At 45.4% G+C, this 26,014-nt stretch carries 24 protein-coding genes; 4 read left to right on the forward strand and 20 right to left on the reverse strand.

The window, feature by feature from the left end; all coding sequences use genetic code 11:
• Positions 1-7 precede the first annotated feature (7 nt).
• From KIK04_RS22725 to KIK04_RS22775, 11 genes are all read right to left on the reverse strand, one after another.
• On the reverse strand, positions 8-1,546 hold the full coding sequence (locus KIK04_RS22725) for an acyl-CoA carboxylase subunit beta (RefSeq protein WP_232276025.1): 1,539 nt from the start codon (positions 1,544-1,546) through the stop codon (positions 8-10).
• 52 nt (positions 1,547-1,598) lie between these two features.
• Entirely contained in the window at positions 1,599-2,381 is a 783-nt protein-coding gene (locus KIK04_RS22730; protein ID WP_232276027.1) for an enoyl-CoA hydratase, read from the reverse strand.
• 60 nt (positions 2,382-2,441) lie between these two features.
• Positions 2,442-3,344, reverse strand: coding sequence for a hydroxymethylglutaryl-CoA lyase (locus KIK04_RS22735; protein WP_232276028.1), 903 nt, complete (start codon positions 3,342-3,344; stop codon positions 2,442-2,444).
• 22 nt (positions 3,345-3,366) lie between these two features.
• Entirely contained in the window at positions 3,367-3,588 is a 222-nt protein-coding gene (locus KIK04_RS22740) for an acetyl-CoA carboxylase biotin carboxyl carrier protein subunit (RefSeq protein WP_232276029.1), read from the reverse strand.
• 76 nt (positions 3,589-3,664) lie between these two features.
• Positions 3,665-5,011 (reverse strand): acetyl-CoA carboxylase biotin carboxylase subunit, encoded by a 1,347-nt coding sequence (locus KIK04_RS22745; RefSeq protein WP_232278864.1) that lies wholly within the window; start codon positions 5,009-5,011, stop codon positions 3,665-3,667.
• A gap of 14 nt (positions 5,012-5,025) precedes the next feature.
• On the reverse strand, positions 5,026-6,165 hold the full coding sequence (locus tag KIK04_RS22750) for an acyl-CoA dehydrogenase family protein (protein WP_232278865.1): 1,140 nt from the start codon (positions 6,163-6,165) through the stop codon (positions 5,026-5,028).
• A 43-nt stretch (positions 6,166-6,208) separates the two neighbouring features.
• Complete coding sequence (locus KIK04_RS22755; protein ID WP_232276031.1) at positions 6,209-7,531, reverse strand: dihydrolipoamide acetyltransferase family protein; 1,323 nt, start codon at positions 7,529-7,531, stop codon at positions 6,209-6,211.
• A gap of 18 nt (positions 7,532-7,549) precedes the next feature.
• Complete coding sequence (locus KIK04_RS22760; RefSeq protein WP_232276033.1) at positions 7,550-8,533, reverse strand: alpha-ketoacid dehydrogenase subunit beta; 984 nt, start codon at positions 8,531-8,533, stop codon at positions 7,550-7,552.
• Between the two features lie 12 nt (positions 8,534-8,545).
• The gene (locus KIK04_RS22765) at positions 8,546-9,559 is read right to left on the reverse strand and encodes a thiamine pyrophosphate-dependent dehydrogenase E1 component subunit alpha (protein ID WP_232276034.1); all 1,014 of its coding nucleotides are present in this window, start codon (positions 9,557-9,559) and stop codon (positions 8,546-8,548) included.
• A gap of 252 nt (positions 9,560-9,811) precedes the next feature.
• A complete protein-coding gene (locus KIK04_RS22770) occupies positions 9,812-10,693 on the reverse strand; it encodes an aminoglycoside phosphotransferase family protein (RefSeq protein ID WP_232276036.1) in 882 nt (293 codons plus the stop codon).
• Between the two features lie 969 nt (positions 10,694-11,662).
• Complete coding sequence (locus KIK04_RS22775; RefSeq protein WP_232276037.1) at positions 11,663-12,223, reverse strand: NAD(P)H oxidoreductase; 561 nt, start codon at positions 12,221-12,223, stop codon at positions 11,663-11,665.
• 210 nt (positions 12,224-12,433) lie between these two features.
• On the opposite strand from KIK04_RS22775, the gene KIK04_RS22780 reads away from it, so the two are divergent.
• From KIK04_RS22780 to KIK04_RS22795, 4 genes are all read left to right on the forward strand, one after another.
• A complete protein-coding gene (locus KIK04_RS22780) occupies positions 12,434-12,805 on the forward strand; it encodes a winged helix-turn-helix transcriptional regulator (RefSeq protein ID WP_232276039.1) in 372 nt (123 codons plus the stop codon).
• A 625-nt stretch (positions 12,806-13,430) separates the two neighbouring features.
• A complete protein-coding gene (locus KIK04_RS22785) occupies positions 13,431-13,760 on the forward strand; it encodes a PadR family transcriptional regulator (protein WP_232276040.1) in 330 nt (109 codons plus the stop codon).
• Between the two features lie 14 nt (positions 13,761-13,774).
• Positions 13,775-14,638 carry a pentapeptide repeat-containing protein gene (locus KIK04_RS22790; protein WP_232276042.1) on the forward strand — a complete coding sequence of 288 codons (864 nt, stop codon included), beginning with the start codon at positions 13,775-13,777 and terminating at the stop codon, positions 14,636-14,638.
• 13 nt (positions 14,639-14,651) lie between these two features.
• Positions 14,652-15,860 (forward strand): cytochrome P450 family protein, encoded by a 1,209-nt coding sequence (locus KIK04_RS22795; RefSeq protein WP_232276043.1) that lies wholly within the window; start codon positions 14,652-14,654, stop codon positions 15,858-15,860.
• 280 nt (positions 15,861-16,140) lie between these two features.
• Here the strand turns inward: KIK04_RS22795 and KIK04_RS22800 are convergent, their stop codons facing one another.
• The 9 genes from KIK04_RS22800 to KIK04_RS22840 form a co-directional block, all read right to left on the reverse strand.
• Complete coding sequence (locus KIK04_RS22800; RefSeq protein ID WP_232276045.1) at positions 16,141-16,887, reverse strand: GNAT family N-acetyltransferase; 747 nt, start codon at positions 16,885-16,887, stop codon at positions 16,141-16,143.
• Positions 16,888-17,215: 328 nt separating this feature from the next.
• Positions 17,216-19,546 (reverse strand): ABC transporter permease, encoded by a 2,331-nt coding sequence (locus KIK04_RS22805; RefSeq protein WP_232278866.1) that lies wholly within the window; start codon positions 19,544-19,546, stop codon positions 17,216-17,218.
• Between the two features lie 2 nt (positions 19,547-19,548).
• Positions 19,549-20,253 (reverse strand): ABC transporter ATP-binding protein, encoded by a 705-nt coding sequence (locus tag KIK04_RS22810; protein WP_232276046.1) that lies wholly within the window; start codon positions 20,251-20,253, stop codon positions 19,549-19,551.
• Positions 20,254-20,297: 44 nt separating this feature from the next.
• The gene (locus KIK04_RS22815; RefSeq protein WP_232276048.1) at positions 20,298-20,444 is read right to left on the reverse strand and encodes a hypothetical protein; all 147 of its coding nucleotides are present in this window, start codon (positions 20,442-20,444) and stop codon (positions 20,298-20,300) included.
• A gap of 69 nt (positions 20,445-20,513) precedes the next feature.
• Entirely contained in the window at positions 20,514-22,202 is a 1,689-nt protein-coding gene (locus KIK04_RS22820; protein ID WP_232276049.1) for a glycoside hydrolase family 19 protein, read from the reverse strand.
• Positions 22,203-22,621: 419 nt separating this feature from the next.
• Positions 22,622-22,936, reverse strand: coding sequence for a CHY zinc finger protein (locus KIK04_RS22825; RefSeq protein WP_232276051.1), 315 nt, complete (start codon positions 22,934-22,936; stop codon positions 22,622-22,624).
• 97 nt (positions 22,937-23,033) lie between these two features.
• On the reverse strand, positions 23,034-24,344 hold the full coding sequence (locus KIK04_RS22830) for a DUF4179 domain-containing protein (protein WP_232276053.1): 1,311 nt from the start codon (positions 24,342-24,344) through the stop codon (positions 23,034-23,036).
• A complete protein-coding gene (locus tag KIK04_RS22835; protein WP_232276054.1) occupies positions 24,310-24,873 on the reverse strand; it encodes a sigma-70 family RNA polymerase sigma factor in 564 nt (187 codons plus the stop codon). Before KIK04_RS22835 ends, KIK04_RS22830 begins: the two co-directional genes overlap by 35 nt.
• A gap of 282 nt (positions 24,874-25,155) precedes the next feature.
• Positions 25,156-25,914 carry a glycosyltransferase family 2 protein gene (locus KIK04_RS22840; protein WP_232276056.1) on the reverse strand — a complete coding sequence of 253 codons (759 nt, stop codon included), beginning with the start codon at positions 25,912-25,914 and terminating at the stop codon, positions 25,156-25,158.
• Between the last annotated feature and the right edge of the window lie 100 nt (positions 25,915-26,014).

Genomic DNA, 26,014 nt, shown 5'->3' on the forward strand with positions numbered 1-26,014 from the left:
CAGCAAATTACACCGGATATACCGGGTGCTTCCGTTCAGAAAAGACGACAACCTTGGAGGAGTAAGCCTCGAATCGATTCACTAACTCGTCACGTAACGAATTGGCCGGAATGATCCCGTCAATTATCATTTCGGAGGCTAGCCGGTAAATATCAATATCCTGCTTATATTCCTCCCGCTTTTGTTCGATAAAAGCGGCCCGCTCGTGCTCAGGCAGTTGTGCAATTTTATTGGCATAGACGGCGTTGACCGCAGCTTCTGGCCCCATCACCGCAATTTGAGCCGTAGGCAATGCAAGACAGCAATCCGGTTCAAACGCCGGACCCGCCATCGCATAAAGTCCTGCTCCGTATGCTTTGCGGACGATGACCGAGATTTTAGGTACACTCGCTTCGGACATGGCCGAAATCATTTTCGCGCCATGGCGGATAATGCCTGCTCGTTCCACCTTCGTGCCGATCATAAAACCGGGCACGTCGGCGAGAAATAGCAGCGGGATATGGAATGCGTCGCAAAGGGTAATAAAGCGGGCTGCCTTGTCCGCCGAATCATGAAACAGCACGCCGCCTTTAATCCGCGGCTGATTGGCAATGATCCCAATCGGGCTGCCGTTCATTCGGGCAAATCCCGTAATCAGTTCGCCAGCAAACAACTTCTTAATCTCAAAGAATGACCCTTGGTCAATAATCCGGTCAATAAGGTCATACATGCTAAACGGGGCATTCTGATTAGTTGGAATAAGTTCTTCTAAAGATTTCTCAAAAGATTGCGGCTCCGCAGCTGCCACGACGGGTGGTTTTTCAGAAAAGTTGGCTGGAAAATAGGAGAGATATCGTCGTGCCATCGAAATGGCTTCTTCTTCGTTGTTCGCCAGCACATCCCCGCATCCGGATACCGAGCAATGCATGCGCGCGCCACCCATTTCTTCTAACGTAACTTTTTCCCCGATAACCATCTCCGCCATCCGCGGGGAGCCGAGATACATGGATGCATTTCCATCCACCATAATAACGATATCGCAAAATGCCGGAATGTACGCCCCGCCAGCAGCTGAAGGGCCAAAAAGCAGGCAGATTTGAGGGATTTTACCCGACAATTTGACCTGATTGTAAAAAATACGACCAGCCCCTCGTCTACCGGGGAACATCTCAACTTGATCCGTAATGCGAGCACCTGCTGAATCCACGAGGTAAATTAACGGCACTCTCATTTTGTCGGCCGTCTCTTGGATGCGAATGATCTTCTCTACCGTACGCGCTCCCCACGAGCCAGCTTTAACGGTCGAATCATTGGCCATCACACAAACGATTCTTCCATTTATTTTTCCAATGCCCGTAACCACGCCATCTGCCGGAAGGCCTTCTTCTGCGCAGTTAGCAAATAACCCATCCTCCAGCTCGAACCCTGGATCAAACAAGAGCTTTAAACGGTCGCGAACAAATCGTTTTCCTTGCTCCGCATTTTTTTGATGATAAGCCTGCGTCCCCCCCTTGAGGATTCGTGAAATACGTTCCTGCTGCTTATCTGGATTGATTTCCATAGCCATCCCCTATTCCTCCTTATCTCCAACATGCTCGTTACTCGCCATTACGTATATGTTATTCACCATTAAATTTAGGGGGACGCTTATCTTTGAACGCCTGCAGCCCTTCCGAGCGATCCATTGTCGGGATCGTGACTTCATACGCATTTTTCTCGATCGCAAGCCCAGTGCTTAGATCGACTTCACATCCCTTATCGATGGCGAACTTGGCTTGTGCCACGGCGATCGGAGCATTTCGAACAATTTGACCCGCTATTTCTAATGCTTTATCGAGCAGGAATTCAGGTGGTGTCACAACCTCTATCAACCCGATGTCCTTTGCCTCTTTGGCATCGATTTTTCGGGCCGTGAAAATGAGCTCTTTGGCACGCCCCTTCCCAATCAGCCGCGGCAACCGCTGCGTGCCGCCTGCGCCAGGAATAATCCCGAGCGAAGTCTCCGTAAGCGCGAATGTGGCCGTTGCGGAGGCGATCCGAATGTCACATGCCAACGCCAATTCCGCTCCCCCGCCAATTGCTGCTCCGTTCACGGCGGCAATAATCGGCTGGGGCAAGGCTGCTAAATCATTGATGCACGCGCGAATCAAAGAAACCGTTCTTCGCACTTGGTTCGCATCCATTCCTGCACGCTCTTTTAAATCGGCACCTGCGCAAAAAGCTTTCTCGCCAGCCCCTGTGATCACGATACAGCGAATAGCGCGATCAAATTTACATGTTGCAGCCACATCCCGCAATTGTTCAAGCAACTGCACCGACAGCGCATTGGCGGCTTCCGGCCGATTTAAAGTGATGAGTACCATTCCATTTCCAATATTGGACACCAATACTGCTTTTTCCATGTCCCCTCCTCCTTCCCTGCGCCGAGTCATGAACCTGCCTAACCCAAGCCGTTCGTTTGCCTATCCATTCGATCTGCTGACCTGAAGATTCCGGCTTGGTAAATCTCTTCCTATCTTCTCCTGAATAAAAATAGCCGCAGCGAGCAGCTTCTCCTGATCTACCCCCGTTTGAATCCCCATCGCCTCCAGCATGTAAAGCAAATCGTCCGAAGCTACATTACCCGAGGCTCCAAGCGCATACGGGCAACCGCCTAGGCCGCCGACTGAAGCATCAAACGTCGTGATCCCCATATCCATGGACACTACAATATTAGCCAGAGCCGTCCCACGCGTATCGTGAAAATGCAGGGCTAGCTTGTTAGCATCAAAACGCTTTAAAAGAATATCCAACACACGTTGCACCTGCTGTGGATTTGCAATACCAATCGTATCCCCGAGAGATAACTCGCCAATGCCCATGTCGAACAACGTCTCCGATACCCGTATCACCTCGTCGATGGAAACAGGACCTTCATAGGGACAACCGAACACGGTTGACACATAACCGCGGACAGATTTGCCTGCTGACAGTGCTTCTTGCACCACTTCTCTTAAAATAGGAAAGGCAGCGCTACTAGACTTGTTAATGTTCCTTTGATTATGGGATTCGCTGACAGACATAAAAACGGCTACTTCATCCATATCGACAGCCAACGCGCGCTCCAAACCTTGACGATTCGGAACGAGAGCTGAATAGGTGATGCCGGGCATCCGTTCAATTCCTTTCGCAACTTCAGCGGCATCTGCCAGCGCCGGAATCCACTTGGGATTTACAAATGAAGTGATTTCAATCGATGTGACTCCGGTGCCGGACAATTGGTTGATCCAAGCTATTTTATCTGCTGTTGAAACGAACACCTGCTCATTTTGTAATCCATCCCGCGGACCAACCTCTTTGATCGTCACGCTCGCTGGCCAGTTCATCTCTCCATCCCCCAGCATCCGTTTAATCCAGCTCGCTCAATTCCATCAATAGATCTCCTTCATTAACAAAATCGCCTTCGCTCACGTTTACTGCTGCTACCTTCCCGCCGGAACCACTCGTGATCGTGATCTCCATTTTCATCGATTCCAACACGGCCACGGTTTGGCCTGCTTCGACTTGATCCCCAGGCTTGACTAGAATTTTGTACACATTCCCCGCCATAACCGCCACTACTTTGCTCACCTGAATGACCTCCTGTTCTACGAATAGCCTTCATATAACTATAAGCCTTTCGGGCACTGGCCGAGGCTCTAACCTGTTATGTCTGCTCTAACAAATACGTAGTAACGAAACTCGTTGTTGTATCGCCTGAACGGAATGCGGGATGCGCAATTACTTCTTGCAGCATCGGGATATTTGTCTTGATCCCTTGAACTTGATAATGGGCTAACGCCTCATGAAGTCGGTCAATCGCCTCGTCTCGATCCTGACCTTTGACCACAAGCTTCGCAATCATCGGATCATAAAAAGGAGTGACCACCGAGCCCTCATGTACAGCCAACTCATGGCGGATTCCCTCTCCTTCAGGTATGGCAAACTTCGTAATCGTTCCCGGAGATGGGAAAAATGTCTTCGGATCTTCCGCATAAATGCGCACTTCAATCGCATGACCGTCGCGTGTCACATCGGATTGCCCGAAATTCAAGGAATGTCCGGCCGCAATTCGCAGTTGCTCTGCAACTAAGTCCAAGCTGGTAATCTCTTCTGTAATCGTATGCTCCACCTGTAGACGGGTATTCATTTCAAGGAAATAGAAATTTTTGTTCTCGTCAACTAAAAACTCGATCGTTCCTGCATTCTGGTACCCGATAGATTGAGCCGCCCTTACCGCGGCTTCTCCCATTTGACTTCGAGTGTGTTCATCCAAAAAAGGTGAAGGAGCTTCCTCCACCACTTTTTGATGGCGGCGTTGAATGGAACACTCCCGTTCCCATAAGTAGACGGTATTCCCATGCGTATCGGCCAAAATCTGAATTTCGATATGTCGGGGATTTTCCACAACTTTCTCGATATACATGGCCCCGTCTCCGAAGAAATTAGCGGCACGTTTCCGGTTCCCTGCAAAGGCGTCTTGCATTTCCGCTTCGCTGTACACGATCTGCATACCGATCCCGCCACCGCCAGCCGAAGCCTTGAGCATAACCGGATAGCCGATATCGCTGGCCGCCCGCGCTGCTGCTTCCGCATCCGCTAACGGATAAGAAATGCCAGGTACCACAGGCACACCAGCCTGTTCCATGATGTTACGGGCTTCAATTTTACTGCCCATGCGGGCGATGACATCCGCTGAGGGGCCGATGAATACGATTCCGGCTTCCTCGCAGCGGCGAGCAAATTCGGCATTTTCCGAGAGAAGGCCATATCCGGGGTGAATGGCGTCCGCTTTAGTGAGACGGGCGATTTCCAACACTTTATCGATATTCAAGTAGCTTTCTGCTACTCTCGGATTTCCTACCCCGTAAGCCTCATCCGCCTGCATGACATGTGGGGCTTGCTTATCCGCTTCGGAGTATATGCCGACGGTGGCAATGCCCAGTAATTTGCAAGTCCGGATCACTCGTACCGCAATTTCCCCCCGGTTCGCAATTAGAACCTTTTTGAACATCATACCGATCCCCTTTAACAACCGATCTGGCGTGCAATCACCATTCGTTGCACTTCCGAAGTACCTTCGCCGATTTCTAACAGTTTGGCATCCCGGAAGAACCGCTCCACCTGATATTCCTTCATATAACCGTACCCGCCATGGATCTGAACGGCTTGATCGCAAACCTTCATACACATTTCCGATGCAAATAATTTGGCCATCGCGGCTTCCTTCTTGAATTTTCTTCCGTGCTCCTTCAGCCATGCCGCTTTATAAACCATGTTGCGTGCGATTTCAATGTTCATGGCCATGTCGGCCAGTTTAAATTGGATCGCTTGAAAGGTCGATAAGCTGTGGCCAAATTGTTTTCTTACTTTGGCATATTCAAGTGATTTTTCATAAGCGCCTTGAGCAATTCCGACCGCCATAGCCGCGATTCCGATTCTTCCGCCATCAAGCGTAGCTAAAAATTGCTTGTATCCATGTCCTTCTTTCCCAAGGAGATTTTCTTTGGGAACGGTTACATTTTCTAAGACCAATTCGGTTGTATTCGAAGCGTGCAGCCCCATCTTTTCATAATTGTTAATGACCGTAAATCCTGACGCATCTGTAGGCACGATAAACGCACTAATTCCGTCCGTCCCTTTGCTTCGATCCGTTACGGCCGTGAGCGCCAAGCTTTTGGCAAAGCTTGCATTCGTAATAAAGCACTTGGAACCGGAAATGATCCACTGCTCCTCATGCGGTGTCGCTGTCGTACGGGTACCCCCTGCATCAGAACCTGCATTCGATTCCGTCAGCCCAAACGCACCCAAGTACTCTCCCATACAAAGAGGGGTTAAGTATTTTTCCTTTTGCTCATCTGTGCCGAATAAATGGATGGGTGCCCCGCCTAACGAAATATGGGCAGAGTAAGTAATACCTGTAGAAGCGCATACCCGACTTAGTTCCTCTACCACGATAACAAAGCTTATTGTATCTGCTCCCCCGCCGCCATATTGTTCAGGAAAAGGCAGCCCCATGACGCCCAGCTTCGTTAATTTATCGAACACATCCTCCGGAAATTGCTTTGTACGATCCCGTTCATCTGCCCCCGGTGCAACCTCGCCTTCCGCAAAATCACGCATCATCCTCTTGATTAACGTTTGTTCCTCGGTTAAATCAAAGTGCATGATGTTCTCGCCCCTTTCCTGTTGAACATGAAGACATGCTGAATCATGAATAGAGTCCGGTATCGGTGTCGGTGCCATAACTTTCAATCTTTTGCTTGACGCTCTTCAAGAAGCGACCACACACAAGACCATTCAACACCCGGTGATCCAAGGAGAGACAGATGTTCATCATATCGCGGATGGCGATCATGTTATCGATGACGATCGGACGTTTGACGATCGCTTCAACACTTAAAATGGCCACTTGCGGTGGATTGATGATGGGCGCTGAAAGAATGGAGCCGAAAGAGCCTGTGTTATTAATGGTAAACGTTCCGCCCGTTATATCCTCTAGCGTGAGCCGGCCATCCTTCGTCTTCTTGACCAAGTCATCGACTGCTTTTGCAAGTCCGAGTATGTTTTTTTGGTCGGCGTCCTTAATGACGGGAACGAATAACGCTACATCGTTGGCCACGGCAATCGAGATATGAACCGATTTTTTGACGATCATGTGATCATCGGCCCACTGCGAATTTAAGGCAGGGAATTCCTTCAAGGCTTCTACAACCGACTTTATAAAAAACGGTAAATACGTTAAATGGACTCCTTCTTTTCTCTTAAACTCCTCTTTGATCTGGCCTCGATATCGGACCAGATTCGTGACATCGCATTCCACCATAAGCCAAGCATGAGGAATCTCCTCCTTGCTTTTAACCATACGTTTGGCAGTCGTTTTGTGAATAGCGGTAATCGGGATCGTCTCGTCGGCTTGATGTAACGGAGCATTGGCGGTGGTTGACAAGGCATCAACGGAAATGGACGGTTTCGGCATTTCACGAGCTGATTTTATCGGTTGGGATGGCTTAGATGGAAGTTCACTTGTTGGCACAGAGGTGGCCACGGCCTGCCTTTGTCCTTGTAACATTTCCAAGACGTCATGTCTGGTGATGCGTCCGGCAATGCCAGATCCCTGAACTTGGGAAAGATCTAGGTTGTGTTCTTGAGCCAGTTTAAGCACGGCCGGTGAATAGCGTGGCTGCATGGCTGCTTGCGTTGTCATATCATTGGTCACATCATTAGTCACACCATGGGCGCACTCATTATGAGCGAGGTCTGACATCTTTGCTTCAACCGGCGTGACCGCTTGGTCTTCCACCACGATCCAGCAAATCAAAGTTCCTACCGCTACCGTTTCGTCTTCTGGCACGACAATTTCGGTTATCGTGCCGCTAACCGTAGAAGGAACCTCCGCATTCACTTTATCTGTAATCACTTCGCATACCGGATCATATTTGTTGACTTTATCCCCGATGTTTACGAGCCACTTAGAAATGGTTCCTTCCGTTACACTTTCCCCTAGCTGGGGCATAACGATTTTCTCAGCCATATTCTCCTCCCGCTCGGCTCAAAATTGGGCCAATTGTTTCATGGCCTGATATACTTTATCCGCATTGAGCATGAAAAATTTCTCCATTGGTAAACTATACGGCATAGCAGGAACGTCCGGACCGCAAAGGCGTTTGATCGGAGCATCCAATTCAAACATGCATTCCTCTGCAAGCACAGCTGCTACTTCGGCGCCAACGCCTCCCTCTTTGTTGTCCTCATGAACAATAAGCACTTTACCCGTTTTACGAGCAGCCTCTACAATAGACTCCTTATCCAGAGGATAGAGGGTACGCAAATCCAAAATATGAGCGCTATATCCTTCGCGGGCAAGTTTCTCCGCCGCTTCCAGCGCAAAATGCAAGGCAAGCCCGTACGTAATAACCGTGAAGTGTTCTCCTTGCCGCTTAATATCCGCCTTCCCTATGGGCACAATGTAATCCGAGTCCGGCACTTCTCCTTTGATCGAGCGATAACATCGCTTATGCTCAAAGAACAGTACAGGGTCTTCATTACGGATAGCTGCTTTTAGCAGTCCTTTGGCATCATAGGGCGTAGAAGGTGTGACTACTTTTAAACCGGGAATATTGCAGAACATCGCTTCCACGCATTGCGAATGATAGAGGGCACCACGAACTCCACCCCCATAAGGCGCACGAATGACCAAGGGACAGTTCCAATCTCCGTTCGAGCGATACCTCATTTTGGCTGCTTCATTCACAATTTGGTTTACGGCAGGCATGATATACTCAGCAAATTGAATTTCTGCAACAGGCCTCATGCCATGAGCAGCTGCCCCAATCGATACACCTGCAATGGCCGCTTCTGATAGGGGCGTATCTATAACCCGTTGTTCGCCAAATTCCTCATACAATCCCTGCGTAACCCGAAACACACCACCGCGCACTCCGACATCTTCCCCTAGTACAAATACCCTTTTATCTCGCTGCATTTCTTCTCGAAGAGCTTGTGACACTGCTTCAAGATAAGAAATCACGGCCATTTTTCACTCCCCCTATTCTGCATACACGTGCTTAAGGGCATCTTCCGGAGCCGAATTCGGGGCATTCTCCGCATACTCCGTGGCCTCATCAATTTCCATGAGCATCCGGTCGTGGATGTCCTTCTCTTTAAGTTCATCTAATATTCCTAAACCTTTAAGATAATTGCTGAAAGTGACTAGCGGATCCTTCTTCCTCGCTTCTTCCACTTCTTCACGGGAACGATAAGTTCGATCGTCGTCATCGCTGGAATGAGGAACTAAACGATAGACGACCGCCTCAATAAGCGTCGGTCCTTCTCCTCTTTTTGCGCGATCGGCTGCCTCTTTCGTAACCTTGTATACTTCTAAGGGATCATTGCCATCCACACTGATGCCAGGAAACCCATAACCTATTGCTCGATCCGCGATACTTGCACAAGCCACTTGCTTGGAATAGGGGACTGAAATGGCATACTTGTTATTTTCGCACAAGAAAATGACAGGCAGCTTGTGTACCCCCGCAAAGTTCGCCGCTTCGTGAAATTCCCCTTGATTGCTGCCACCTTCTCCAAAGGCCGTTAACACGACAAGGTTTTCATCCTGCATTTTTCCAGATAAAGCGATTCCAACTCCATGCGGCACTTGACTCGTTACGACACTAGAACCCGAAAGAATATTTAGTCTTTTACTCCCATAATGCCCTGGCATTTGGCGTCCGCCACTGTTGGGATCTCCCGCTTTGGCAAAAGCGGAAAGCATCAATTCCTTTGCCGTCATCCCGAACACAATGACCATTCCCATATCCCGATAATACGGGCACAGATAATCTTTCGTTTGATCCAACGCATAAGCCGCTCCTACTTGTGCTGCTTCATGACCTTGGCAAGAAACGAGAAAAGGGATTTTTCCCGCACGATTTAGAAGCCACATCCGTTCATCTACTTTACGCGCCATAACCATATTCTGATACATTTCAAGAACCTGTTCATCCGATAAACCTAATGCTTGGTGCCGGTTCTTGACTCGACCATTTCCGGTTCTATTCATAGCGTATCCCTCCGACAATTGTGCCGCTGCATACTGCGGTTGTCTTTACTTTACATATCTTCATTCCAATCGTGAAATATATATTGTGCATGGAAACTATGCAAAAAAAATATAGCCCATTTATTTGCGATAAGATTTCCGGGAAATATTCTCACCTGCTTGTCAAATAAAAACAAAAAGAACTCGATCACACGACCGAGTTCTTTTACGTTTATTCCACTTTCTTGTCTCCAGACACCCGTATCCGTGTCCTCATTTTGCTTGTTCATACTCTTGCAAAATGATGTTGAGTGTATGCTTAGCATCTAATGCCATTCTTGAATTTTTTTCGCTGCTATCATAGGTTATAAGCGCCTTCCACAGCGCCCAGCCACGCGCTCGATTCCAAGTTGCTTCATCACATTCCACTTCAGCAAATAACGTCTTTCTACTTTCATCGTCAAAAAAAGTCCAAGCCATTGCATAATCACAGGCAGGATCTCCGGTACCCAGTATACCAAAGTCAATAACAGCGCACAGTCTCCCGCCATTGACCAAAAGATTTCCTGGCGCAACATCCCCGTGAACCCAAACGGGATCTTTTGTCCATTTCGACTGCAACGCTACATCCCATACGGTTTGAAACTTATCTGTTTCTAATAACGGCTGTAGATGATTTAGGGCACACTTCGTTTCTTCATCGTATATGGATAGTGAGCCACCCCTATAAAAATTATGCACTCCGGCGATTGGTCCATCAGAAGAATCTATGGCCTGAAGCTCCTTTAGAAAATGTGCTAAATCAATTGCAAGCTGATTCAGACTTAACACATTCTCATGGCTTACTGTTTCGCCCTCAATCCATTTATTAATCGTCCATGACCATGGATATCCTTCGGCTGGTTCTCCTTTTTCTAATGGAACTGATATCGGCAAAGTAAGATGCGGTTTTAGCTTCGGCAACCAAAACAATTCCTTTTCAACTTGTGGAACATAGCATTCCTTACTAGGTAGCCTGATGCTCATTTCAGAACCTAGATGAAAGGTTCTATTGTCATGTCCCGATTTCTCTACTGGAGAAACGGGTAATTCAGACCATTGTGGAAATTGACCTTGTATAAGTCTACTTACTAAGTCTTTATTGATTTCCATCATTGTTAACCTCCCTCTTGAATCTTAGGAATATACATACTTTGTATTTCCTGCACTCCTGGAACAAACCTGAGATTAAGATAGACAGACTCCGCATCATTGCCCTCCATGACATACAACCTTAGCAGTGGATACTTATCTTTAAGCGCAGTCAGGACTCTTAATGATATAATCAGGTTCCCAAACAACTTCGAAATAATCTGTAGGGCGCTGCATCCAACGACATCTGAACTCATCTGGCCAAAATCCTGCCCTCGTATATAAATGAACTTGGTCTGGCAGTATTTCATAGGTCACTATAGGTTTCGTTCGATCAGACCACTGTATTAAAATATGTTTAAGCAGCTTAAGTACTTCAAATGAATCATTGAATGGGGGTATGTAAAATAAATGATAGATCGTATTGGGTGCTATCCTTACCCCACCTATTTTGGATTCACCTTTATAGATCCAAAAAGAGTTTCCTCGTGGAGCATTGAAAGTGAATGGAATACCATTTTTTCAAATGGTTTATGTCCTCTCTTAGGAAACCTGAGAACAACAAAAAAGACCACAAATGAACGTAGCTTCATCTGTAGCCTCAAATCTCCTGGATTATCCCTATTAGCAGGTAATAATGATGTGTATACCTGAAAAAGCATACAAATACCGAGTACACAAGGCGCGGTGGAGAATGTGGGTATGATATCGCTGTTGTTCTTAAAGATATGAGCACGACTAAAAGAAGGTACACAGATCATAACTGTAGTTAACTCCCCTTAGGCCTCACCTATTCAGTTATTTAATCAACTGATTAAGAACAACAAAAATCATGTCACCATTCACTCCTATTGAATACACTTTTTATTATCATATCAGAGCTTTGGAAGCGCTTCAACCTTTTTAAGGTTGAGAGAAAGCCCCCCCCACGCAACCTACCGTTCGTGCAACGAGCTGCCAAACGAATCGATTTTGCGGGGCGGGGCCTGCTTATTAATTGTACTCGCGCCCGAGCTGATACGCTCGTTCCAGCAAACTCTCAATATGCTCCTTGGATTCCGAAAGGGTATCGCATAGCAGTTCAACCCGGGATTCTTTCAAGCGGGCGTAGCCAGCAAGTAGTATATTGAGATAGTGTGACAGCGTCTCGTCACGCTTGTATTTGGTCATATGCTCTTGATCCCCGCCAGCCAGGCAGATCCACAGTACTTTTTTCTCCTCAAATTTCCCGAACAGCCCCATGTTCCATACTTTGTCCAAGTAGCCTTTAAGCATCGCAGGGACGTTGTATTGCCATAACGGGAACACGAACACGAGCGTGTCTGCTGCAAGAATCCGGTCCATCTCCTTGCGAACTACGGGAGAGTAGTTTTTGTTCGGATTTATCCAATCTTCTTCATCTTCAACCGTATATACAGGATTGAATCCGTCGTGGTGCAAGTCCAATAGATCGACTTCGTGGTTATTTTGCTTCAAACCTTCGACAAAACGGTTCATTACAGCGTGCGTAAGCGAATTTTGTCGAGGATGAGTGACGGTCACAAGCGTTTTCATCGGATATCGACCTTCCTTTGTTCTGTATTTCCGGCGGCATCTATTGATACTATTCGAAGTGGTAGTAAATGGCCGGTTCCTGATGCTATTATGAATGTTACAAAACATATTGTTAAGTACGCACTTAAAAGTGCTGTAGGTACTTTTAAGTTTCGTAGTATCATTTTTATACTGACTATATTACCTTCGAAAGGTAGGAGGAGTGTTACTATGAAGAAATATCCCAGTGGCATGGAGGCCGCGCTGGAAGTCGTCGGCGGAAAATGGAAAAGCATCATCCTATATCATTTGACAACCGGGAAAAAGCGTACCAATGAGCTGAGAAGGTTAATTCCCGACATTACTCAAAAAATGCTGACGCAGCAACTTCGCGAGCTCGAAAAGGATGGCATTATCAACCGGATCATCTACCATGAAATCCCACCCAAAGTGGAGTATGAGCTTAGCGAATACGGTTTGAGCTTGAGAACGGTGCTGGACAGCTTGTGCTTATGGGGAGAAAGGCACTTGGAAAAAGTGTACGGAGACAGGTCGGCCGTTCTGGAGGTGTACTGTCCGGACGATACCTATGAGCGCTTGTAATAAGCGCTCCTTGTGGTGATCGTAAGCCAAGATCGCATATATCGTGGTTGCATCTCTGGACGGATGGTAGATTGTGCACGGGCTATCATTATGAGTGTCTTTGTTGACTGGTTGGCCACAAGTCTGATCACTATGGCTTGTGGCCTCTTGGATATTGTCCTCTTCCTTTTCAAATCACGCGTAGCCTAGATCGGCCTCCATGGCCAGCTCTTGATCCTCTACCCGGTTGGTTGCGGTAACCGCTATCTCTATCTGCCATACGAATCCACATCTTTCTTCTCAACTTCCATCTCGGTACAGCCATTTCCGTACAATGACGCAGTACTCCCCTATCGTAGCAGCAATTTCGGATGAAGGGAGTACCGTAAACCCCAATCGAGTTTCCCCTGATTTGCTCCCGACTTGCTACATTTCATTTGGAAGAAACGTTACATATTCGCTTTATTCATTCAGCTCCCCATTTCGCTTTACATGGTCCCCTCTGAGGAAAGTTCCTAACATGCATGGAAACAAGACATTAGATACCGATTGGAATGATTTATTTTTCCAACAAGGTATTACATCAAAGATATTACCTTGACAGTCATAGTAGTATGTCGTATTATACAAATGCGGAGGTGATTATATGAGCGAGAACAAAATTACATCCGACCTGCTGCGCGGACATACGGATACGATGATATTGCGACTCTTATCCGAAGCTGACCGCTATGGTTACGAGATAGTCAAGTTGATTGCCGAGCGCTCGGGCGGAAAGTATGAATTAAAGGAAGCCACGATGTACTCCAGCGTCCGTCGGCTTGAGGTGGACGGTGATATCGAGTGGTATTGGGGCGACGAATCTCAGGGTGGACGGCGTAAATATTTTAGGATTACCGAAAAGGGCAAGACGACTTACGCCCGCAACAAAAGCAATTGGGAGTACGCCAAGCGCGTGCTTGAAAACTTATTATAGGGAGAGATGAGATTATGAATGAGAAATTGACCAACTATTTGAACGGCGTGTTCGCACCATACGATGGGGTAAAAAGCGTTACCGAACTAAAGACTGACCTGCTCTCCGATTTGCAGGAGCGGTTCCGTGATCTCAAATCCGAGGGCAAGGACGATGAAACCGCTTTTGAGATGACCATTGATAGCATCGGCGACATTGAGCAAACGGTACTAGAGGTCGCTAACCTCTCCCGTTCGCTGGAGCGGCATGTGGTGACAAACTTTAGCGGAAGTAATCTGGCTAAGAGCGACTTTGCTGGTGTGGTTGCGCATAAAGGGAAATTTTCAGGGAGCGCACTGCGAGGCTCCGACTTTGCGAACGCTGACTTGACCGGCAGCACGTTCGCGGGCAGCGATGTACGTGAAGCCAATTTTGATGGTGCAAACCTGACCGACTGCAACCTATCCGGCAATGACCTATCGCACGCAAGCTTCAATAAATCAATCCTCGTGCGCACCAACTACAGCTCATCAGGGCTAGATGGTGCAAAATTCATAGGTGTTAAACTGACCGACGTCAAGCTGAATACGACCGACCTCAGAAAAACAATCTTTGAAAGTTGTATCTTTGACGGCGTGGACTTCAAATATTCCGATCTGACAGGTCTCTGTTTTGACGGGCAAACCTTTATCGGCGTCAAGTTTGACAAAGCGGGACTAAACGAAGTTTCGTTTAGGGGTGCTACCCTCAAAAATGTGTCTTTTCAAGCATTTTCATTGTCCAAGAAGTATTACCGTGCCATCAAAACCATCTGCTTTGACGGTGCAATCATGGATAAGTTGACCTACGCTGCGCTTAAAGGTATGGAAGCCGATTTGTCCAAGGTTACTGTTCGATAAGGAGGTGAATCAGATGCAAAGCATTACAACAGAAGATTTTAGATCGCCAGAAAATATGAAGGATGTTGTTGGCTTCTATAAAAAACTAACGGAACAACAAGAGCCGCTTATCCGTTTAGATGATTATTATGGATTGGGGCCAGCCTGGCTTGCGATTCACCATGAGGATGTGGTAGCTATTCTCAAAGATTCTCGGTTTATTAGAGATGTGCGAAGGCTACTGCCTACCCAAGATCAACCAGATATAGAAGATCGATCTGAGCAGTGGGAATGGTCGATAAATTTCCCGAATATGCTAGACTCTGATCCACCTGATCATACTCGTTTACGCAGGTTAACAGCTAAGGCTTTTACCCCACAAATGATCGCGAATCTAGAACCTCGTATTCAACAGATTGCAGATGAATTATTAGATGCCGTACAGGAACAAGGAAAGATGGATCTTATTTCAGACTTTGCTTTCCCCTTTCCATTTCGGGTTATTGCCGAGATGTTAGGAATACCTACTTTATATCAACATAAAATTCATGATTTGTGGGTGAGCATAAAGACAGATCCTACTCAAGACCACCATGCATGGATCAAAGCGTATTACTCATGCATCCAAGCAACATTGGAAGAAAAACGAAAACATCCAACAGAAGATGTAATCAGCTCCCTTATACACGCGCACGATCAAGAGGATAAACTGAGTGAACCCGAACTGCTCTCTACTGTCCAATTACTCATTACTGCTGGACATGAGACCACAACAAATTTGATTGGAAATGGTATGGTTGCTTTGCAGAAACATCCCGAACAATTAGCTTTGTTGCGTAGTAATCTTTCGTTGCTACCTCATGCTATCGAAGAGCTGCTTCGCTATGCTGGACCGATCATGATCAGCTGGCGTTTTGCAGGTGAAGATATCACGATGCATGGGAAAAACATCCGTAAAGGGGAAATGGTTCTATTCTCGCTTGGCACTGCGAACCTTGATCCAACAAAGTTTTCCCATCCTGAAGGTTTCGATATTACGAGAAGTGAAAATGCTCATCTTGCCTTCGGCAAAGGTATTCATCACTGTCTAGGTGCGCCACTTGCAAGATTAGAAGCAAAAGTTGCCTTTCGCACTTTGCTGACACGCTTCCCAGATTTAAAATTGGCGCATGATCCAGATGAGTTGATTTATAACAACAATGCTGTAATACGTCACATCGCTAGTATCCCAATGATTTTCTAACCTTCGATGGTATGTGGTTGTGTATCTTACACGGCTTTTCGCCTGGTTAGCTGCTGCTATTTCTACTTCTATGACTATAACTTAGGTATTGTTTGTGTGGAAAACGCCAAGCCGGTGGATAGAATCATAGGCTTGGCGTTTATTTTCGCAATATGAGACTAAGAGAGAGTCATTCACACATATCTATAGACCACTTCAATCGGTCTCCTCTAACTTATTTTCCAAACGTTACTTCAACTACGCTTGATATATAAATCGATACTTGAATACACCCTCACATTTATTTGGAGTCGGAATCTAAGTCAGTGGAGTCAGGAGAAATCACTTCCCACTTTCCAAACAGCGTCAAACCCGCCGCTCTAGCGAGTGACGTAGACGCCTGATTATCGAGCTGGCATCGGTACTGGGGTTCGTATCCCTGATCACAGGCATACTTGCAGATGGAACGCACCACTTTGCGGGCGTGGCCTTTTCCTCTACAGGTAGCCAGCGTCAGTACGCCGAGATCCGCAATTTGCGCATTTCCCCAGGGATACATGCTGGCGGCGCTGACCAGGCTGTGTTGCTCAAAAGAGCCGAACACTGCCCAGTGATCCAATTCCACATAAGCGTCATCCAAGTCTTGTTCGGAAGCGGAGGACTGGAACTCGGAGAACACCGCCTTATCTTGCTCGGTTAACCGACGCAAGACGCCTTCCACATGTTCTTGCAGCAATACGTTCTTATCGGCTTCTGAAAAATAAAAAAGATAATCTGCGCCATGCAGAGTGACGCCCGCTTCATGTAATTGCTGACGAAAGGCCAGCTCAGACAGCTCTTTTCGTTGATAAAGGCCTAACCTATCTGCCAGCGCAGGCGTCAGGACCGCCATAACCCGGCCTTCGGCGGTTTCCAGCACCATGACTCGACGTTCTTCGCTCAGGTGAGGGTTAGTCGCGACAGTAAAGTCTTCACTGCTATAGAGGACGTCTCCGCTCAAAAATGGTGCCTGCCAAAAGTCAGTTATCGTGTGTGAAAATAAAGGCATACTTCTTACCCCCTTCATTTGAACCTTATAATCTCCTACATACATGTGGGCGCTTACTTATTAATAATAGAAAATTTTAGGTGTTTGGTAAACAACCCTCTGAAACTATCGATAATTTTTAACGATATTAACTAAATGATGTATGCTGCTTACCTTGTCATCAAGAGATCGATCATATACGGTTTTCGTGCAAAAAAGTCAACGGATTAAGAACAACAAAAATCATGACACATTCGCTCCTATCGAATACACTTTTTCTTATCGTATCAATGTCTTGGTGATGGTTCAACTTTTTAATCCACAACTTGTAATTCCTAAATATCTTCCACTATTCTACACTTTTCAAGGATTCTATCATGTTGATTCGTGACACTTTTCTTTGAAGCAGTAAGTTCGAGAAAATGGTGAGCACGTATGCAAGAATAACAGCTATCAGTATGACAAACAGACTTAATTGATTCGGAATTTGCTGATGGGTGCTCGACAATGCCTTGACAACTAAGGCATACATATAGCCACTGATCGGTAACGCTACAAGAACCGCAAAGGTGGTGAGAATGATATTCTCAAAGAAGATAAGCCGGCTTATTTTATGCTTGGGATAGCCTAATACTTTTAGTGTGGCTAGCTCACGATTTCTTTCATATATGTTTATGGAAGATATCGTATAGATCGCACCAAAGGAAAGCACAACCGCACTAATAATAAACATGATAAAGATAAATTGATTTTGCTTTAACATATATTCTGCGGATTTCTTTAAATCATTCTTATCTGAGATTGCTTCTATCTGTTTATCTTGTTCGAAGTATTTACGAACACTTGTAAGGCCTGTATCTGTGGCGCTATTCGCTTCCACTAACAGCGATGTCGGATTGTACTTGATGCCAAAGCTCGCTAGATACGTTGGCGTAATATAGAACGACGGATTCGAATACTGGTTGGATAGGTGTAAAACCTTCATATCGACCGTTTTATTCGCAAACTCAGGCGCGGTGAACTTGATTTGGACGATATCCCCTTCTGCAATCTGATAGTGGTCGGCATACGATTTGGGTACCAGCACCCCACTGTCTTCCAAAGCAATCCGCTTGTCATCTTCGTCGAAGAAATGAATGAGATTGTTTTCTTTCTTCGTCACAACTAACGTGGCATTTTTGTTATCATCACCTTTGATAAATTCCACGGGAAAGGTGGATAAATCATAATTGCTTTTAATACCATCGAGTAGCTGTAACGTATCCGGAGCAGTTCCTCTCTTATAATCGACTCTTAAATCATACGTATTCACCTCTTCAATCTGATCAGCTACTTTTTGCAAAGCCATTTGAGTACCAAAAGCAGTAATCAATAAAACCGTGCTCACCACAACCCCAATGGAGCTTGCTATCGCTTTTGATTTATTTAAAAATATATTTCTTAAAATGATTTTGTAGCTGTAGGAAATATGACTCCAAATGCCCGGAATTCGTTCGATGAGCAGCTTCTTCATCTTCTTAGGTGGTTTGGGACGCATCGCCTGAGCCGCACGTTCTTGTAGGATAGCTCTACCACTCAAGTAACAGGACAGGATTCCAAACGCGCTCGAGAAAAGGATGGGTGGTAGCACAGAGGTTAAGGACAGGGAAAAAACAATGTCAGGCAATGAGTAGGCTTTTGCAATCGACGCCTGTACTAATGGAATAAAAACACTAGCAGCAAGGACACAACCTAGAATCGAGCCTATGATCCCTACCAGCACGGGGTATCCCATATAATGAAGCATGATGTTTCTGTTTTTTACACCCAACGCCTTCATGATACCTACTTGATTTCTTTGCGAATCGATAATCCGCGACATGGTAAGGAATAAGATAATCGCTTCAATGATAAAAAGAACTAACGGGATAACCGTACTCATCAATTTATTATTATGGATCGTTTGTTGGAGTTGAGCATAACTGTACATTCGCTCTTTACTCATTTGGCTTACATAGGAAAGTTCTTTTGATTGTGCTTCAACGGTTTGGCCTAATTGGTCAATATCATAACCTTCTTGGGCATCAATCAAGATTTCATTATAGGAAAAGCTACCTGTGAATTGAGGTATGGCTAGTTCAGTCACATACGCTACGCCGAACGATTTATGGTCTTGGATTTCGTTCTTTTTGGCATATTCCACATTCTCACCCAAGCCGCTAATGGTGAACGTCATATTTTTGTCATTCACACTTATCTGAATCTGATCACCGATTTGGTACTGATGCTCCTTGGCATAATGGGAATCAAGCAAGATTTCATCATGTTGTGACGGAATTCTACCCTCAATCATCTTAGGCGTATTGATTTCATTATTTACAGGAATGGTATGTATCTTTAAGGTGGTTTTCATATCTTCAAACGCTTGCGTTGCATCCAAGGTGTACCGTCCTTCCATTTTGCTTATACCTTGGATTTGACTTAACCCCGCCACGTCCTGCTTGGAAATTTGGCTGTAATAGACATTCAAATCGCTTACATTATGCTCTTTAAAGTAAACCTTCGTATATGTACTCAGATTATCGCTTAACGTGACTAGCCCCGCATAGAAAAAAGCGCCTACTGCGATCACCAACACAAACGCGATGAATTGCCCGCTCGACTGTTTGATATCCCTTAACAATTTTAAAAATAGCTTCATCATTACCACTCGATCCCTTCAACATTCTGTTTGTCATGATTCACCGTAACGCTTTCGATCATTCCGCTCTTTACCTTAATAATTTTATCCGCCATAGGAGCAATCGCGGAGTTATGTGTGACTAACACAACGCACTTCTTCGTTTCTTTGTTCAAATCTTGAAGGAGCTTTAGGACGGACTTGCCTGTAACATAATCTAAAGCTCCGGTAGGTTCATCGCAGAGCAATAGTAGCGGATTTTTGGCAACAGCTCGCGCGATTGCAACACGTTGTTGTTCTCCTCCAGAAAGTTGGGAAGGGAAGTTCCTGATACGGTCCTGTAACCCAACCTTATACAAAATTTCTTTGGCATCCAGATGGTTTTTACATACTTCCGTCGCAAACTCAACATTTTCTAGCGCATTTAAATTCGGAATTAGATTATAAAATTGAAATACAAAACCAACCTTCTCACCGCGATATTCGGTTAATTTTTTTTCATTAAACGTTGTGATCTCTTGATTGCCAACAAGCACTTGACCTGTAGTAGCCGTGTCCATACCGCCAAGGATATTCAAGATTGTACTTTTACCGGCACCACTAGCACCCAGAACAACGACGAATTCCCCCTCTGATATGGAAAAATCAACACCAGCAAGCGCCTTGATTGTCACTTCTCCTATTTTGTATTCTTTTGTTACGTTTTTGAATTCGATCAGTTTATTCACTTCTTACATCTCCTCGCAGGGTATTTTTTGAATATGGTTTGACTTTAGCCAGTTTCCCGGGGAGCTGGCTTTCTTATCTGCTCGATATAAGGCACCACATGTACTCCTTCTTTGACCGTATAGGCAACCATATACCCTTCAACAACTCCTTCTCCAAGCTCCAAATATCCGCTAATTTGCAGACCATTCATCTATTTCCATCTATCGTCAAAATAAAAACGACGGGTTGCCCCGTCGCTCATCATGGAATGGATATGATGTTAAAATGCCTGCATACCTAGTGTATTCAACTTCTCGCCTTGAATGTTGACTCCGGCACGGCTCGTGATGTCGATATAGTGAGCCACACGACGACCTATGCGCACATCCGATTCATCGCGGTTGCCCTCTTGCGCCCCATTAATGACCATAATCGTGGCACCAAAACCAGGTACAAGACCTTTAGCAAGTTGTGCTGCGGTCGGAACATAATTACCAACCATAATGTCGTGGCAAGATGGCTTCGGATCTTGTGGAGTCATCCAGAACAGCATCGCTGTCATAAATCCAAGTCTGCCATCGTCTGTGATTTTCTCCGGGTTATTCAGCAGTACGTTCTTATCACCGAAAATAATGGAACCAATCAAGCCATAGTTGTAGTTCCAGCTCAACTGAATCGGCCCGCGACCATGATAGGACTTACCCGCTACTGCTGGATAATCACTGTGACTTTGCACATATCCGATACCGCCTTGGCCGTTCACATACTTAACTTCTTCGTTAAAGAATAGTGCCCAACTTAATTCTCCACCTGGAGCACCTTTCCAGCCACCACCTGTTTCGTGCGAGATATTTGCCAAGAAAGCAGCAAGTTCACGCTTACGGTTGACTTCTGTCCCCTCTTTCAAGAAGGTACCAAAATCAACGATTCTGGAACGAGTTGGCTTGCCGATATTCCATTCCGCGTTAAACTCTTTTTCCTCAAACAAGAGCGTTTCTGTCTTCGTTGTCTTGTCCAAACGCCAAATTTGCTTCGTCCAGTTGCTAGGTCCACGGTATAATTCTTTGTATTTAATATTCGCTACATCACGTACGGCGGCAATCAAATTATCGTAGGAGTAGTAGTCGGTTTGTCCAGGTTTGTAGTAAGCTTTACCTGCCGCTTTCTCATGCCAGCCTGGTGTACCTGTGCGTAATGGGAACAACGCTTCATATTCGGTTCGAGGAAGCGCCGATGTTACGGCTTGAATAGCTTGATCCGGTGAATACTGCGCGTCGATGCCACCCCATGTTTGTTGGATTTGTTGATCCGTAATGACACGGCTTCCACCAACAGGAAGGAGTGATCCCGGGCCTTCATTGCCGGTCGCAGCCGTCGTAGCCGACAGCGCTGTGCTTGCAGCCGATGCATTACCTGCGGCATCTAGTGCAATAACTGTATAACTATAAGCCGTATTTGCAGTCAAACCTGTATCTGCATACGAGGTTGTCGTGGCAGAACCTATTTTAACTGCATTTCTATAAATATCGTATTTAGTGACACCCACATTATCGGTCGATGCACTCCAAGATAAAGTAACGGTTGATGCGGTTGGATTCGATGAGACAAGTCCTGTTGGTACGCTTGGTGCTACTGTATCCGTTCCGCCACCTGGATTTGGATTGGGTTCGGCACCCACCTGTTTCCACCCACTATTCGGATTCGTTAAAGAGCTTTCCGGATTTTCACCTTGCGTCCACCATTTCGCTTCATACACCTTACCGTTATAAGTCACCTTATCCCCTGTTGAATACGCTTTATTCTGATCCCATGCAGGCGCCGTAGCTTGAGTCACAGCAAAGGGTTCGCTCGGTGCCACCAATTCCGCTGCACCTGCAACTGGAGTGGTTGCAAGCATAGCTGCGCCTAGTACTGCGCTAATATTACGCACCATATTTTTTCGTTGTGACGATTGTTTATTCGTTTTCATAGTCAGTCTCCTCTACATTTTCGGTTTCATTCAGTACATTCTGGATGGTTTCGTACAGTCAAAGCCTGTGGTGCTTTTATGTCGACGTCGAATGAAATGATTCTGAACCCTGATTAATAGAGCGCTTACAAAAATATTTTAAAAACACGATAAGGAGTTCGTCATATCCCCCCATTCCCACATATTAGTTAACGCCTGTATTATAATTTGATATAGGCCTAATTGTCACTACTTATTTTACAATAAAGGCCAAATGGCAAACGTATAACTGGAATACTCGAATAGATCTCTAACCATTTCGTCTGGTTTTGGATATAAGATTAAAGCATACTCGTACTCTTTTTCAAATAAAAAAGCACCAGCAACTCTACAGAGGTACTGGCACTTTCAGTTAAAAAATATGTCGGGTTAGGTGAACACTAGACGGGTTCAAAATAAATCGAATAATGTAAAGCGCATCTTTCGTTGAACGACGCCTGACAGCAAGGGCAGCTAATGGTATTCATATACTCCCGAATCGTCAATTCCTGACGGCAGCTTCCGCAAAGGATAGCCCTTTCATCGAACTGCTGCTGCGACCAGCGCTGTATGGTATGACCCGCATGCTCCTCATGACATTTGTAACACGGATAATAGCGATTGCAGCAATTAAATTTTATCGCAACAATGTCTTTCTTGGTGTGGTAATGTGTACAACGCGTTTCATTATCTACGACTGAACCATAAACTTTCATCCCTATCCCCCTTATATAAACGCACATTAAGACAAGGTCTAATCATCATCCCTCTACTGCTTTTATTGCCGGTTCCAGCAATTTTGAATCTAGCTCTTTATCTTTCGATATGTACAGGAATCGCAACTTTCTTATTGTACGTTTTAATATATTGGAACCCGTCCATCAGCAAGAATTCCGGTTTGACCGTGGTCTTAAAAGAATACGTATTCTCCCACAAAACGTTTCCATTTTTCAAATCCCAAGGACGTGCTTTGGAAATCGATGATACGGGAACGACGTTTCCGTCAGCTTGGATGGATAAAGAGTAATGTTCAAAGCATACAAAACATAAAAATTGATCTCTGGCGATCACGATATCGTAGCCTGAGGTCGTTTGGGTTACGCTGCGAATCCATAGCTTTTCATCACCTACTTTGATCGAGCGGTCGGATGGTGAAGCAAGCGAGATAGGTTCTTTTACTTTGTGGTATGCTCCGAAATTGACGAGTTTCAGCTCTATTGACTCAATCTTATCTGTTGGAAACACAGCAAATTCAAGTTCAAATTGTGTACCACTCACGCTCATTCCCCTTGATTCCACTTCGGTTCCATTTACATAAAGCTTTGTTTTTCCCGAACGTATAGAACGTCCCTCTTGCTCTAATTCATAATGACCCTTCACGAATGTGGAAGTTGGTGAAGCCGTAATAGAATCATAGTGAATAACCCCTTGATCGATAGCAATGGATGCTGAAAGATCCTGTTTAACGATACTCTTCATCGCTTTATTCGCTTCAAACTTGAAGGAGAGCGGATAGGATACCTTCTCCCCATTTTCTAGCCATTCAAAAAAGGTTACGGTTAATGTTCTGGAAAATGGACTAACTGGCTCAAATTCATGCACGCCGACGAACTGGGACTTGCTGTTACCGTCACCACCGCTTCCACCTCGCGATTTAGAATCCGTCCAGAACCCTTGCAAACTATCAAAACCGTAATGATTGTAGATATGTTCAGGCAATTGGGTGCCTGCCGGCCTATCGATCGTGTAATACATGAGAAATGCATTATCGTCTGCAATAACACCGTTAATCGTAAAGACCGTACCGTCTTTAAGCGTTGTGCTCTTGTTTATCTTTTGGCCGTATCCTTGCTCCGCCACTTCAGAAAAACCGTGAGAGCTTAACTCGTCATTATTAAACAACTTACTTCCGTAATAAGCTAAAGCAGGATATTCATAGGCACCAACAATCAGAATGAGCGCTGCAGCAGCTGATGTTACCCAGGCTTTCACTTTATTCCTATTTCTTTTTTTAGCAGGAACACGTTGAAGTGCATTTCGAAGTCTGTCCTCAAGTTCTGACGGAGCGTGTATCGCATCCCAAGTCTGTTTATACTCCTGTAGCTTCTCCTCGATCGTGTTCATAACGATCACCTCCGATCATCACTTTCAATTTGTGTATGCCTTGTGAAATTCTTGACTTGATCGTTCCTAGCGGCGCACCAGTCATGTCCGCAATCGTCTGATACGGAAGATCATGAACGTAACGAAGTTCAATCGCTTCCCGCTGTTGTGCATTCAGATGAGATAGCAGCACCTGCATATCCAGTTCGGACTCTGTATCGCGATATGGATTATCGTCCGTTAATGCAGCAAGCGACGATTCTCGCTCTTCTTCCAGCGGAAGAAGGCGCTCCTGTTTGCGGAGCAATGTTTTGCATCGATTGACGAGAATCGTTTTGCTCCAGCTGTAGAATGCTTCATCATTTTGCAATTGATCAATCTTTTCATAAAGTGTAACAATCATGTCTTCCATAGCATCCATCGCATCATGCTCGTTTCCCATATATGTATAGGCAAGGCGATAATAAGCGTTCTGATCGGCCATGATTAGTTGCAATAAAGCTTCCTTATTGCCTTTTTGGGCTTGTCTGACAAGATGGCTTACTTTCATGTTCTCTCCCCTTTTCATAGATAAGAGATCGCAGAGGTGATAAAAGTTCATTATATACAAAAAAACTTTATACTTTACCCAGCAGCACCTAATATTGCACATATATATGATATATCGGTTAAATTGCACGATCATTTCTAATGGCTTAACTATCGTCCATTCCATGATGTGGCAGCCGCCTCTATAACAAAAATAGACAATTTCCCACTACATACTAGGAAATTGTCTATTTACATATGACTCTCAATAATCGCTAGCCGTTATACCACTACTCCGCTATGCTTACTCCCATAAACGTATATACGCGGGTTGGAGTCGCAGATCGCTTGCTTGCTGTACATAATGCTCATATGCCTGTTCAAGCTCTGCACGAGTAACAAGATGCTGGAACCCTAATCTGCTGCGAATACTGCTAGCCGACATCGTCGGCCCAATTTGCAGCTTACGGAGCTTCATTTCTTCCGTCCATGGACTGAAGTAGAACTTAATAATAAATGCAGGATCAGGAACATCAATGAACGGAAAATGGACCATAGGTTTATTCGTCGAATGCCTGCCGACGGTATAGCTTCCATGTGTATGACGATGAATCAATCTCCCTGCATGCGGGAGTATAAAGCCATGATGACGCTGTTTAACTAGTGGAACAGCGGGATCAGGTGCTGTATATCCATAATGGGGATCGTCGACGAGAAATATCGTTCGCAGATGATACATGCTACTGCCTAACTCATCAAGTTTAGTGAAAAATGGCTGAGTATTGCGGAAGCAGAGAAACTCAGTCGTATTCAGTACCATTTTCCAACCGGTACATTCTGCTTCTATTTCCATCACTTCACGATCGACGAGCAGGGCGTCGAACTCTGCCACTTTAGAGTCTCGAACTTCCCAGTGGGGAGCAAGTTCTTTACATATTTCCACAGATCGATCGGTAGAACCGCGATTAATTAAAATACCATGTTCAAACAACGGGACATGATGCTTCAGCCACCATGGAAGTAAGTATTGCTCATTATAAAAATGCGAAATAATCGTACTCAACCTACTAGCCTCCTTTCTTGCTTAGATTATGTCTACAGCACTTCGTGTGGCACTTGCTATGTATCCTGTTGAAGTGTTTTTTTTCATAAAAAAGAAGGCC

Origin of the sequence: Paenibacillus sp. 481 (genome assembly GCF_021223605.1) — a bacterium.
GTDB lineage: Bacteria > Bacillota > Bacilli > Paenibacillales > Paenibacillaceae > Paenibacillus_B.

Excerpts from the sequence above, each read along its gene's own strand:
- KIK04_RS22830 (WP_232276053.1), bottom strand. The coding sequence starts at position 24,344 with ATGAACACGATCGAGGAGAAGCTACAGGAGTATAAACAGACTTGGGAT.
- KIK04_RS22755 (WP_232276031.1), bottom strand. The coding sequence starts at position 7,531 with ATGGCTGAGAAAATCGTTATGCCCCAGCTAGGGGAAAGTGTAACGGAA.
- KIK04_RS22825 (WP_232276051.1), bottom strand. The coding sequence starts at position 22,936 with ATGAAAGTTTATGGTTCAGTCGTAGATAATGAAACGCGTTGTACACAT.
- KIK04_RS22765 (WP_232276034.1), bottom strand. The coding sequence starts at position 9,559 with ATGAATAGAACCGGAAATGGTCGAGTCAAGAACCGGCACCAAGCATTA.
- KIK04_RS22745 (WP_232278864.1), bottom strand. The coding sequence starts at position 5,011 with ATGTTCAAAAAGGTTCTAATTGCGAACCGGGGGGAAATTGCGGTACGA.
- KIK04_RS22735 (WP_232276028.1), bottom strand. The coding sequence starts at position 3,344 with ATGAACTGGCCAGCGAGCGTGACGATCAAAGAGGTTGGTCCGCGGGAT.
- KIK04_RS22820 (WP_232276049.1), bottom strand. The coding sequence starts at position 22,202 with ATGAAAACGAATAAACAATCGTCACAACGAAAAAATATGGTGCGTAAT.
- KIK04_RS22770 (WP_232276036.1), bottom strand. The coding sequence starts at position 10,693 with ATGATGGAAATCAATAAAGACTTAGTAAGTAGACTTATACAAGGTCAA.
- KIK04_RS22730 (WP_232276027.1), bottom strand. The coding sequence starts at position 2,381 with ATGGAAAAAGCAGTATTGGTGTCCAATATTGGAAATGGAATGGTACTC.
- KIK04_RS22800 (WP_232276045.1), bottom strand. The coding sequence starts at position 16,887 with ATGCCTTTATTTTCACACACGATAACTGACTTTTGGCAGGCACCATTT.
- KIK04_RS22790 (WP_232276042.1), top strand. The coding sequence starts at position 13,775 with ATGAATGAGAAATTGACCAACTATTTGAACGGCGTGTTCGCACCATAC.
- KIK04_RS22750 (WP_232278865.1), bottom strand. The coding sequence starts at position 6,165 with ATGCACTTTGATTTAACCGAGGAACAAACGTTAATCAAGAGGATGATG.
- KIK04_RS22725 (WP_232276025.1), bottom strand. The coding sequence starts at position 1,546 with ATGGCTATGGAAATCAATCCAGATAAGCAGCAGGAACGTATTTCACGA.
- KIK04_RS22780 (WP_232276039.1), top strand. The coding sequence starts at position 12,434 with ATGAAGAAATATCCCAGTGGCATGGAGGCCGCGCTGGAAGTCGTCGGC.
- KIK04_RS22805 (WP_232278866.1), bottom strand. The coding sequence starts at position 19,546 with ATGAAGCTATTTTTAAAATTGTTAAGGGATATCAAACAGTCGAGCGGG.
- KIK04_RS22785 (WP_232276040.1), top strand. The coding sequence starts at position 13,431 with ATGAGCGAGAACAAAATTACATCCGACCTGCTGCGCGGACATACGGAT.
- KIK04_RS22835 (WP_232276054.1), bottom strand. The coding sequence starts at position 24,873 with ATGAAAGTAAGCCATCTTGTCAGACAAGCCCAAAAAGGCAATAAGGAA.
- KIK04_RS22775 (WP_232276037.1), bottom strand. The coding sequence starts at position 12,223 with ATGAAAACGCTTGTGACCGTCACTCATCCTCGACAAAATTCGCTTACG.
- KIK04_RS22760 (WP_232276033.1), bottom strand. The coding sequence starts at position 8,533 with ATGGCCGTGATTTCTTATCTTGAAGCAGTGTCACAAGCTCTTCGAGAA.
- KIK04_RS22815 (WP_232276048.1), bottom strand. The coding sequence starts at position 20,444 with ATGAATGGTCTGCAAATTAGCGGATATTTGGAGCTTGGAGAAGGAGTT.
- KIK04_RS22795 (WP_232276043.1), top strand. The coding sequence starts at position 14,652 with ATGCAAAGCATTACAACAGAAGATTTTAGATCGCCAGAAAATATGAAG.